The organism is Microvirga yunnanensis (assembly GCF_025460875.1).
Genome location: NZ_JAMXFI010000007.1, coordinates 124,344 through 135,692, shown reverse-complemented (window position 1 = coordinate 135,692; position 11,349 = coordinate 124,344). Strand labels below are relative to the sequence as shown.

Annotated in this window: 9 protein-coding genes; 1 reads left to right on the top strand and 8 read right to left on the bottom strand. The window is 66.1% G+C overall.

The genetic code is table 11. From position 1 onward, the window contains the following. Positions 1–275: 275 nt before the first annotated feature. The gene (locus tag NF876_RS05920; RefSeq protein ID WP_262267918.1) at positions 276–1,211 is read left to right on the top strand and encodes a ribokinase; all 936 of its coding nucleotides are present in this window, start codon (positions 276–278) and stop codon (positions 1,209–1,211) included. On the opposite strand, the gene NF876_RS05915 is transcribed toward NF876_RS05920, so the two are convergent. The 8 genes from NF876_RS05915 to xylB all read right to left on the bottom strand — a co-directional run bounded on the left by NF876_RS05915 (position 1,202) and on the right by xylB (position 11,262). After that, positions 1,202–2,464, bottom strand: coding sequence for an AGE family epimerase/isomerase (locus NF876_RS05915; RefSeq protein ID WP_262267917.1), 1,263 nt, complete (start codon positions 2,462–2,464; stop codon positions 1,202–1,204). The two genes, NF876_RS05920 and NF876_RS05915, sit on opposite strands and share 10 nt — an antisense overlap. A gap of 17 nt (positions 2,465–2,481) precedes the next feature. After that, positions 2,482–3,432: a carbohydrate kinase family protein gene (locus NF876_RS05910; protein WP_262267916.1), complete on the bottom strand. Its 951-nt coding sequence runs from the start codon at positions 3,430–3,432 to the stop codon at positions 2,482–2,484. Between the two features lie 54 nt (positions 3,433–3,486). After that, positions 3,487–5,091 carry a ribulokinase gene (locus NF876_RS05905; RefSeq protein WP_262267915.1) on the bottom strand — a complete coding sequence of 535 codons (1,605 nt, stop codon included), beginning with the start codon at positions 5,089–5,091 and terminating at the stop codon, positions 3,487–3,489. 48 nt (positions 5,092–5,139) lie between these two features. Next, positions 5,140–5,835, bottom strand: coding sequence for an L-ribulose-5-phosphate 4-epimerase (locus NF876_RS05900; RefSeq protein ID WP_315975008.1), 696 nt, complete (start codon positions 5,833–5,835; stop codon positions 5,140–5,142). 76 nt (positions 5,836–5,911) lie between these two features. Beyond that, positions 5,912–6,847 carry an ABC transporter substrate-binding protein gene (locus NF876_RS05895; protein ID WP_262267914.1) on the bottom strand — a complete coding sequence of 312 codons (936 nt, stop codon included), beginning with the start codon at positions 6,845–6,847 and terminating at the stop codon, positions 5,912–5,914. A gap of 130 nt (positions 6,848–6,977) precedes the next feature. After that, entirely contained in the window at positions 6,978–8,009 is a 1,032-nt protein-coding gene (locus NF876_RS05890; protein ID WP_262267913.1) for an ABC transporter permease subunit, read from the bottom strand. Continuing rightward, positions 8,006–9,535: a sugar ABC transporter ATP-binding protein gene (locus NF876_RS05885; RefSeq protein WP_262267912.1), complete on the bottom strand. Its 1,530-nt coding sequence runs from the start codon at positions 9,533–9,535 to the stop codon at positions 8,006–8,008. The genes NF876_RS05890 and NF876_RS05885 overlap by 4 nt, the downstream gene beginning before the upstream one ends. Positions 9,536–9,792: 257 nt before the next feature. Further along, the gene (xylB, locus tag NF876_RS05880; RefSeq protein ID WP_262267911.1) at positions 9,793–11,262 is read right to left on the bottom strand and encodes a xylulokinase; all 1,470 of its coding nucleotides are present in this window, start codon (positions 11,260–11,262) and stop codon (positions 9,793–9,795) included. Between the last annotated feature and the right edge of the window lie 87 nt (positions 11,263–11,349).

Here is an 11,349-nt window from a genome sequence, read left to right as displayed (position 1 = left end):
TCAACCTGCCTGCCCATCAAAGCCTGTTCTTCTAGCTGCCAGTGGCAAACTATCTTTGATTCTGATGACAGTTTACCGCTGCTACGCCTACCTGCGAGTCAAATGTTGAGGCAGCCTGCTTGGTTCCGGGGCATAATCCCTCTGTGGTGTGCAGGGGGGAAATAGCTGTGGATGGCTCGGATGGGGTCCCGTCAGGAGCGGTCCTTCGCTGCGGATGCTCGCCATTTCGACCCTTCGAATGGTAAGGAAAGCGCCAGAAAAAAAGGCATTAGGGCATGATCATCATCTTCGGCTCGATCAACATGGACCTCGTCGCGCGGGTTCAGCGCATCGCCCGTCCGGGCGAGACCGTCCTGTCGCGCCGGGCGGACAGCTTCTTCGGCGGCAAGGGGGCCAATCAGGCCGTCGCGGCAGCCCGGGTCGGCCGCCGCGGGGGCATGCCGGTCGCCATGGCGGGCGCCGTCGGCAACGATCCCTTCGGGATGGCCTGCCTCAAGAACCTCGAGAAGAACGGGGTTGAGGTCAGCGCGATCAGGGTCACCGAGGAGCCGACCGGCTGCGCGTTCATCACCGTCGACGAGACGGGAGAGAACGCCATCACGGTCGCCAGCGGCGCCAATATGGCGCTGCGTTCATCCGATCTGTCCGATTCGCTCCTGTCGCAGGCCTCCGTTCTGGTGCTCCAGATGGAAGTGCCGATCGCCGACAATCTCGACGTCGCCGCGCGGGCGCGCCGCGCCGGCGTCAAGGTGGTCTGGAACTTCGCGCCGGTCCCGGCCGTCGGGGAGCGCACGGCCATGGCCGAACTCCTGGCCGTGACGGACGTGCTTGTGGTGAACGAGCACGAGGCTCTCTCAATCGCCGGCATCGTGGGCGACGGCGCAGGCGACGATTTCCTCCAGGCCGGATCGGAGATCGCCGGGTCGTTCGGGCCGACCTGCATCGTCACGGCTGGTGCGCGCGGCGCCTACGCCGTCACGCCGGACGGCGCCCGGACCCATGCGACGGCACGCCCGATCACGCCGGTCGACACGACCGGAGCGGGAGACACCTTCGTGGGTGTTCTCGCCAACGGACTGGCCGAGGGACTGGAGACCGGCCGGGCAATGGAGCGGGCGTGCGCCGCCGCATCCCTGTCCTGCCTGACGGCCGGCGCCCAGGCGGGAATGCCCCAGCGGGAGGATCTGGAGCGGCACCTCGCTCAGGGCTGAGAAACGGCGCTGCTCTCGGGAATGACCTTGGTCAGGCTGCCGGTCGCCGGGAACAGGGGAATCAGGCAGGCCTGCAGGGCGTGGTAGAGATCGGGCTTGCCGGTGAACAGGGTCGTTCCCGGCTTCAGGTCTTCCGTGAGCTCCGGACGCCATCCGCCCTGGCGCCGGTCGATCAGATGGCGATCGGCGAAGCCCCAGAGGGCGCGGTACCACTGCTCGTGGAAGTCGCTCGGGCTGTGCTCGTTCAGGAAGGCGGCCGCGCCTATGGCCTCGGCGCAGGGCCACCACAGCTTCTGCGGCAGCCTCGGCTTGTCGTCCCAGTCCAGGGCATAGAAGAAGCCCCCCCTGTCGTTGTCCCATCCGAGCTCGATGGACTGCCGGAACAGTTCACGGGCGGCCTCCGGCATCCAGGCATGGCGCCTGCCCCCAAGCGTCCAGAGCTGGAGGACGAGACGGGCCCATTCGAGCCAGTGGCCCGGCGTGGTGCCGTAGGGGCGGAACACGTCGTACCCGCGATAGTCCTTGTCCAGGCTCCAATCCGCATGGAAGTGCTCGGCGACACGATAGCCGAGAGAAGCGGCGTGACGGCCGATGATCAGCCCGGCGATCCGCTCCGCCTTGTCGAGATAGGCCCGGTCGCCGGTCGCCTCGAAGGCCGCCATGAGCGACTCGGTGAGGTGCATGTTGGAGTTCTGGCCCCGGTACTGGCTCAAAGGCTGCCAGTCGCGGGAGAACTCCTCCGTCACGGCGCCGTGCTGCTCCTCCCAGAATCGCTCGTCGAAAACCCGGGTGATGTCCTGGAGTAGACGATCCGCCAGGGGATGACCGACGACCTTGGCGCTCGAGGCCGCCAGCAACACGAACGCATGCCCATAGGCTTGCTTCGTGTCGTCCTGAGGACCGTCGTTATCGAGTGACCAGACATAGCCGCCGTCCCGGGCGTCGCGATGGGCATTCCAAAGGTAGTTCATGCCGTGATCGACGATCGCATCGCATCCGGGCCGGCCGAGCAGGGTGCCGATGGCGAAGCAATGCACCATGCGGGTGGTGTTGTGGATCTGCCTGACCGGATTGGCCGTCTCGATCGGCTGACCTGCATCGTCGAGATCGAAGAAGCCGCCGGCCGGGTTGATGATGCCGCGCTCGAAGAATGCGAACAGATTGTCGGCCTGCTCGAACAGCCATGTCCGGTGGAACCGGTTGGAGCGCCAGGTCGGGCCGACGGGAGGGAGGACGGGCTGGGATATCGTCATGACTGGTTCCGTTGTGATCAGGCGCGGGCCGCCATGAATTGCTCGACCTCCGCCCAGGAGGGCGGATTGGCACCGCGGCGGGTGCAGACGATAGCCGCCGCGGCGGCGCCGAAATCGAGGGCTGCCGTGACTTGCGCGTCGGTCAGTCCGGCGATTCCGCCGGGCGTGAGCAGGTTGTTGGCGTCGAGCCAGGAGAGAAGACCGGCGTGGAACGTGTCGCCGGCACCGACCGTATCGACCACGTCGATCCTGGGAGCGGGGCGCTCCGCGATCCTGTCGCCGAAGGCCGCCAGAGGTCCCTTCTCGCCGCGGGTCACGATGACGAGCTTGGGGCCGCGCTGGAGCCAATTCCGGGCCGCGCCCGCGAGATCCTGGGTCGAGTAGAGGATGTCGATGTCTTCATCGCTCGCCTTCACGATATCGGCATGGGCGAGCAGGCGCTCGAAGCGCTCGCGATAGGCCTTGAGGTCGCCGACGACGCGCGGCCGGACGTTCGGATCGAGCGAGATCACACGCGTCCCGGCCTCCCGGCGGAGCAGGGTTTCGATGGCGCTCGCGATCGGCTCGACGCCGAGGGCATAGGAGCCGGCCGCGATGGCGCTCACATCCGCCGGCAGTTCGGCGGGAAGAGCCTCGGGCGTGAGAGCCCGGTCGGCACTGTTGGGCGCGTAGAAGGAATATTGCGGCTGCCCCGACCCGTCCGTCGCCACGACGCTCAGCGTCGTGTAGTTCGGGCAGCGCTGGATGTAGTCCGGACTCACCCCGGATTCGGCGAGCTTCTCGGCCAGGAACGTGCCGAACACGTCGTCCGACAGGGTGGACAGGAAGCCCGACGGACGCCCGAGCCGTCCGATGCCGATGGCCACATTGAAGGGCGATCCGCCGGCCACAGCCTCTGCCGGAAAGCCGGTCTGAGAGGATGCCCCGATGAAGAGGTCGATCAGGGCTTCGCCACATACCAGGATCATCAAAAGCCTCCGAACAATACCCTGATGACAGTCATGAACGCCTGCCATGCCCGATCAGGGATCGGGCATGGCATCCGGCGGAACGGGCTCCGAAGGAAGAGCCGCGATCCGCTTGAGGTCGCGCAATATATGATCCAGCGAGACCGGTCCAGAGACGCCCCCGAAGCCGAAATAGAGGGTCCGGTAATGGGCGAAGAGCTGCTCGTAGATCGCATGGGCTGCCGGGTCCGGCTCGAAGGCGCGGAAGGGCAGGCAGATCGCCTCCTGGGCGCTGTCGAGATTAGGATGCGATCCGGCCGCGAGGCTCGCGAAGATGCTCGAGCCGAGACCCGTCGGGATGCCGTTCGGCACCAGCACGGGCCGGCCGAGCACATTCGCATAAACCTGGTTCAGCACCGCATTGTGCTGCGGGATGCCGCCCGCATTGATGACCCGCTCGACCGGGACCCCGCCCTCGGCCATGCGCTCCAGGATGATGCGCGTATGGAAGGCGGTGCCTTCGATAGCGGCAAAAAGCTCGTCCTGCGCGGTGTGCAGCAGGTTCCAACCCAGGGTGATGCCGCCGAGATCGGCCTTCACGAGAACCGTCCGGTCGCCGTTGTCCCAGGTCAGGCGCAGCAGGCCGGTCTGACCGGCCCGGTACTGCTCCAAGCCTTTCGACAGCTCCTTGACGTTGGTATTGGCCCGCCGGGCGATCGCCTCGAAGATGTCGCCCGTGGCCGAGAGCCCCGCCTCGATGCCGACGAGCCTGGGGTCGACGCTGCCCGGTACGACGCCGCACACGCCCTCGATCAGGCTCGTATCCTCGGCTATTGCGATGATGCAGGTCGAGGTGCCGACCACGTTGACCACGTCGCCGACCCGGCAGCCCGCCCCGATGGCGTCCCAATGGGCGTCGAAGGCTCCGACGGGAATCGGGATGCCGGGCTTCAGGCCGAGCCGCTCCGCCCAGCCAGGGGTCAGGTGCCCGGCCACGACGTCCGACGTGACGTAGTCGCCGGCGAGCTTCTCGCGGATGCCGTCGAACAGCGGATCGACCTTGGACAGGAAGTCCTGCGGCGGCAGGCCGCCCCAGCGCGGGTTCCACATCCATTTGTGGCCCATGGCGCAGATGCTGCGCTTCAGGCGAGCGGGATCGGTCACGCCGGTCAGGGTGGCGGCGACCATGTCGCAATGCTCCAGCGCCGTCACGAGCCTGTCGCGTTTGTCCGGGTTGTGGCGCAGCCAGTGCAGCAGCTTGGAGAAGCCCCATTCGTGGGAATAGACGCCGCCGCACCACTGGATGGCTTCGAGGCCCTCCTGATGGGCCAGGCGGGTGATCTCCTCGGCCTCGGATTTCGCCCGGTGGTCGCACCAGAGGTAATATTCGTCGAGCGGCTCCAGTCCCTCGCCCACCATGACCACGCTGGACCCGGTGGTATCGATGGCAAGGGCCGCGACGTCCTCGCCGTTCACGCCGGCCGACTCGAGAGCGCCGCGCATGGCGCGGGCGAGCGCGTCCATGTGGTCGGCATGGGCCTGGGTGGCGTAGTCGGGGTTCTCACGCCTGCGGTGAAGCGGGTACTCGGCCGTCGCGAGGCCGAGGGGGCCTTTCCGATCGTCGACGAGGGTGACCCGGACACTCAGGGTGCCGAAATCGACACCGGCTACGACGGCCATCTGTATCTCCCGAAACGGAGTGTTGGTGGTTGTAACAGGGCTGCGAGGCTACTTCTCGGCCTGGCCATAGGTCGCCGTCGCGCCGTGCTTGCGGAAATAGTGCCGGTCGAGGAGCGCCTGGGAGACCCCGGGCGCGTTCGGCTGGAGCGAAAACGTGTACATGGCCATGCGGGCGACCGCTTCCAGAACGACCGCGTTGTGAACGGCATCGTCCGGCGTTCTGCCCCAGGCGAAAGGCCCGTGGCCGGCCACGAGGGCAGCCGGCACCTCCATGGGGTCCCGGTTGCCGAAAGCGTCCGTGATGGCCACCCCCGTGGCGCGGACATAGTCGTTCTTGATCTCGTCCGCCGTCAGCTCCCGGGTGACCGGAACCGGCCCGTAGAAATAATCGGCATGGGTGGTGCCGAGCGGCGGGATCGGGCGGCAGGCCTGGGCCCAGGCGACCGCATGTTCGGAATGCGTATGCACCACGCCGCCGATCTGCGGGAAGGCCTTGTAGAGATGAATGTGGGTGTCGAGGTCCGAAGAGGGGCGCAGCTCGCCCCAGACGACCTTGCCGTCGAAATCCGTAACGACGAGGTCGTCGGCCTTCATGCGCTCGTAGGGCACGCCGCTCGGCTTGATGACCACGAGGTTGTCCTCGCGGCTGATGCCGCTGACGTTGCCGAACGTGTAGAGGACGAGCCCGCGGCGCACCACTTCCAGATTGGCCTCCAGGACCTGCTCGCGCAGCTGCTTCAACATCGGGATGCCTCCTGAGAGCCCATGAACGGAAAAGGCGGCCACGGCTCGCGCCGTGGCCGCCGAATGTCAAGAGAAATCAGCGGACGGCCTGCCAGCCCTTGTAGTCCTTGATGTTGTCGGCGGTGATCAGCTTCGGCTCGAGCAGCACGACGTTCTTCTCGGGCTTCTTGCCGTTCACGATGCCGACCGCGAGCTCATAGGACTGGGCCGCCATGATGTACGGGTCCTGCGAGGCCGAAGCCTTGATCAGGGAGTTGCCCGACTTCAGCTCGGTCTCGATGTCCGGAGCGCCGTCGACCGCCGTGATGATGAACTCGTTGCGGTTGAGCTGCTTGGCCGCCAGGTTGATGCCGATGGCGGTCGGATCGTTGATCGCGAACACGGCGTCGATCTTCGGGAAGCGGGTCAGCAGGCTCTGGCCGACGGCGAAGCCGCCCTCACGGGAGCCCTTGGCGTCCTGATTGTCCGAGAGAACCTTGATGTCCGGGAACTTGGCGAAGACGTTCTTGCAGCCCTTCACGCGATCCGTGATCGACGAGACCTGCGGGCCGTTCACGATGAGGACGTCACCCTTGCCCTTGAGATGGTCGGCGATGTACTGGCAGGCGAGCTCGCCCGCCTTGACGTTGTCCGTCATCACCGTGACGTCGGCGCCTGCGGCCGCCACGTCGAAGGCGGCCACGACCATGCCGCCCGCCTGGGCGCGCTTCACCGACGGCTCGATCGCCTTCGGGTCGACCGCGTTGATCATCACGATGTCCGTTCCGGCCGCCGTGAAGTTGTCCATCTGGGTGAATTGCTTGTTCAGGTCGTAGTCCGCCGACACGGACGTGATCTTCGCCCCGGGGGTGATCTCCTTGGCCTTGGCTTCGATGCCCTTGATGGTCGCGACGAAGAACGGGTTGCCGAGCAGGCCGACCGAGATGCCGACGTTCTTGACGTCCTTGGCGTAGGCCGGGGCGGCTAGGCCGGCAACGATGGCGAGGCCGAGTGTGAGACGGGAAACAGCCATTGATTCCTCCAAGTGTCCTTTGCAAGTGTCCTTGTACGGGTGTCTTATGCTCCGCGCCCCCCGGAGCCTGTGCTCGTCTTCCGGGGGATCGCTTATACGAGCGCCCGGGACGGGCGCTGGTATTCCTTGATCAGGTGCGCGCCGATCCCTTGAGGCGGTAGCGGTCGAGCGCCACGGCCCCGATGATCACGAGCCCCTTGATGATGAACTGCCAGATGTCGGAGACGCCCACCAGGATCAGGCCGTTCGACAGGATGGCGATGATGAGCGCGCCGATGAGGGTGCCCCAGATCGATCCGATGCCGCCGACGAAGCTGGTGCCGCCGAGGATCACGGCCGCGATGGCGTCGAGTTCGTAGGACTGCCCGAGCTGCAATCCGTTCGCGGCGAAGAGGCGCGCCGCCGACATGACGCCGCCGAGACCCGCCGCCAGCCCCGAGAAGGCATAGACGAAGAGCAGCACCGCCCAGACCTTGATGCCGGTCAGGCGGGCCGCGTCCGGGTTGCCGCCGACCGCGTAGATATGGACCCCGAGCACCGTCCTTCGGAGGATGAACCAGGAAATGATCACGACCGCGAAGGCGATCCACACGAGCCAGGGCAGGCCGAACAGCGTGCCGTTGCCGATGAACGCGAAGGGGAGCTGCGGGTTGAACTGGGTCGTGTCCCCGCCGAGCAGGCGAGCGAGACCGCGCACGGCCGTCAGCGACCCGAGGGTGACGATGAAGGGCGGGAGCTTGGCGAAGGCGATGAGCGCGCCGTTCACGAGGCCGAGGCCCAGGCCCGTCAGCAGGGCCGCGGGGATCCCGAGCATGCCCCAATCCGGGATCAGTGAGCCCAGGATCGCCACCATGGCGGAGGCGGCCAGGATCGACCCGACGGACAGATCGATGCCGCCGGTCAGGATCACGAAGGTCATGCCGGCCGCCAGCACGGTGTTGATCGAGGCCTGCTGCATGACGATCGACAGGTTCTGGAAGCTCAGGAACCGACCGGACATGAGCTCGAACACGACGCCCAGGATGATGAGCACCGGCAGCATGCCGATGGCCTGCAGGGTGGAGCGCCAGGCAAGACGGCGCTGAAGGCTTTGCGACGCCGCATCGGCGCCTTTGACTCCGGTCGCTTGCATGCCGGCGCTGGACTCGTTCGGGGATGTCATTCGGCCGCTTCCCTTACACCTGTCGCGATGGTGATGATGTTTTCCTGTGTCACGGGCGGGTGGCCGGCGCCGCCGACCTCGCCGGCGAGCCGGCCTTCGCGCATGACGAGCACCCGGTCGCAGATGCCGACGATCTCCGGCAGCTCGCTGGAGATCACGATGACCCCGACGCCGTTGCGGGCCAGGCTGTCGATCAGGCGGTAGATCTCCGACTTGGCCCCGATGTCGACGCCGCGCGTGGGCTCGTCCAGGATGAGGACCTTCGGCTTCGTCTCGAGCAGGCGCGACAGCAGGACCTTCTGCTGGTTGCCGCCCGAGAGGCTGCCGACCGGCACCACGTCGCCCGCGACCCGAATGCCGAGAGCGCGGATCGCCGCCGCCGCCCTCTGCTTGGCGGTTTTCAGGTTCAGCACGCCGCCCGCGCGCGCGTCGCGGCTCAGCACGTTCACGTTCACGTTGTCCCGAACCGTGAGGTCGAGGAAGAGGCCGAGATTCTTGCGATCCTCGGTCAGGTAGACGACACCGGCCTCGATGGCGTCCTCCGGCTCGTCGATCGAAAGGCGCTTGCCTTCCAGGAAGACCTCGCCGGTCGTGCGAGGGTCGGCGCCGTAGATGAGGCGCGCGAGTTCGGTGCGGCCCGCCCCGACGAGGCCCGCGATCCCGAGAACCTCGCCTTCATGCAGCTCGAACGAACAATCGTGCACCCGCACCCCGTCGCCCATGCTGCGAACGGCGAACATCACGGGGCCGCGGCTCTGATGGGCATCGTGCTCCTTCTTGTAGAAGGAGGACAGGTCGCGACCGACCATCATCTGAACGAGGCGCTCGGCCGAGATCTCATCGCCCACGAGCGTGCCGACATAGGAGCCGTCGCGAAGCACCGAGACGCGCTCGGCCAACTCGTAGATCTCAGCCATCCGATGGCTGATATAGATGATGGCGAGCCCTTCCGCCCGCAGCTGCCGCACGAGAGCGAACATCGCCTCGGTCTCGCGGGAGGAAAGGGAGGTCGTGGGCTCGTCCATAACCAGAATGCGGGAATTCGCGATGAGCGCCCGGGCGATCTCCACGAGCTGCCGCTCGGCCATGGACAACTCGCTGACCTTGGTGGTCGCCTTGAAGTGCACGCCGAGACGTTCCAGCACCGTCTGGCAGGCCTTCTCCATGGAGCGCCGGTCGACCATGGGGCCGGACGTATGCTCCCGCCCGAGCAGCATGTTCTCCGCGACGCTCAGGTTGGGGGCGAGGGAGAGCTCCTGATAGATGATGGAGATGCCGTGGTGGCGCGCCGTCAGCGGTCCGTCGATCGTGACGGGTTGGCCGTTGATGCGGATCTCCCCGCCCGAATCGGCCTGATAGGCGCCGGACAGGATCTTCATCAGCGTCGATTTGCCGGCGCCGTTCTCTCCCATCAGGGCATGGATCTCGCCGGGATACACGGTGAGGGAGACGTTCGAGAGGGCCTTCACGCCCGGGAACGTTTTGGAGATGTCCTTCATCTCGAGGATCGGAGCAGATCCTGTCATGGGCGTTTCCCTAAAGGCGCTTTATTCAAGCGGCAGTTTTCAGCCTTGAATTCTGAAGACTCTATCATGCCAAAAGTTGGACCGGATCAGAAGGGATTGTGACTGCCCTAAATGCTTCATTTCAATCGGGTTTCAATCCCTCCTTTTGAGCCGTGCACGACAGCCCACAACTTTTCGCGCGCGTCGCCCTTCGAGCATCTGCTGGAAAGGACTTGAAAGCTATGATGTAGCGTAAGAGGCGTGTGCTGGACCCGCCGTCACTGTCGCATGAATTCCGGCTTCAAGGCCCGATACAGGCCGCGGAAAGCCTCGATCCTCGGACCGTAGAGTTCGACCAGGCGCGGGTCGGGCTCGATCGTCGCGAGGACATCGGGCGGGGTGCAGACGGCTTCAGGCTCTTCCCCGGTCACGGCGAGCCGCGCAAGGCGGGCAGCGCCGAAGGCCGGTCCCTTGTCGCTGCCCTGGTAGCGCAGCATGGGGACGTTCAGGACGCTCGCGAAAATCCTGGCCCAGAAGACGCTTCGGGATCCGCCGCCGATCATGCCCGCATAGGTCAGGGGCGTCCCTGCCTGCTCGAGGCATTGCTTCGCGTCGGCGAAACTGAACGCGACACCTTCAAGGATAGCCTGCACCAGATCGGTCTGGTCGGTCCGGGGCGAGAGCCCGAAGAAGACGCCGCGTGCATAGGGGTCGTTGTGCGGGGTCCGCTCACCGGCAAGGTAGGGCAGGAACAGCACCGAGGACGGCTTGCTGTAAGCGGCCTCGGTTTCGCCGAGCAATTCGCCGATGTCCCTTTTCAGGACATGGGCGCCCCACGCCAGACAGCTTGCCGCGTTCAGCATGGCGGCCATCTGAAACCATCGTCCCGGCACCGCGTGACTGAAGGAATGAACCACGGCCTCGGGCGCCGGGCTGAAATCCCGGGTGGTGACGAAAAGCTGCCCGGAGGTCCCGAGCGAGATGAAGGCCGACCCATCCTCGATGGCGCCGAGGCCGACCGCGCCGGCCGCCGCATCGCCCGCGCCGCCGGCCACGATCACGTCGCTCCGCAGGCCCCAATGCCGGGCGACGTCGGCCCGGACCGTGCCCGAGGGCTGCGAGCCTTCGACAAGCCTCGGCATGTGATCGCGGGTCAGGCCCGTCGCAGCCAGTGCCGCATCCGACCAATCGCGCTTGGCTTCGTCGAGCCACCAGGTGCCGGCTGCATCGGACATCTCCGTCGCGATCTCGCCGGTGAGCTTGAGGCGTATGTAATCCTTCGGCAGCATCACCTTGCGGACGCGGCGGAACACCTCCGGTTCGTGCCGGGCCAGCCAGGCGAGCTTCGGAGCGGTGAAGCCGGGCATCGGGATCACCCCCATGGCCTGCGAGAGCTCGGGATGCTTCTCTGCCAGTTCCTGCGCCTCCCGGAACGAGCGGCCATCGTTCCAGAGGATCGCCGGACGGAGGGGACGATCGTTTTCGTCGAGCAGCACGGCCCCGTGCATCTGCCCCGAGAGGCCGATGCCGCGGATATCCGCCAGGGCCGTGGCGGCTTCGGCCTGGAGCCGATCGAGCGCGCATCGCACGGCCGCCCACCAGGCTTCGGGATCCTGCTCCGACCAGAGATCGTGCGGTCTCGAGACCTTCAGGGGAACGTCGGCTTCCGCAACGGCGGCCTGCGCATCGTCGACGAGAATCGCTTTCACCGCCGAGGTGCCGACATCGATGCCGAGGTAATGAGCCACGCCGCATGCTCCTTGGATGATTGCCGGCCTTGGTTTGGCCGCATGTTCGAACGAGCATATAACGCAGCCTGGGCGCTTAGGCATACA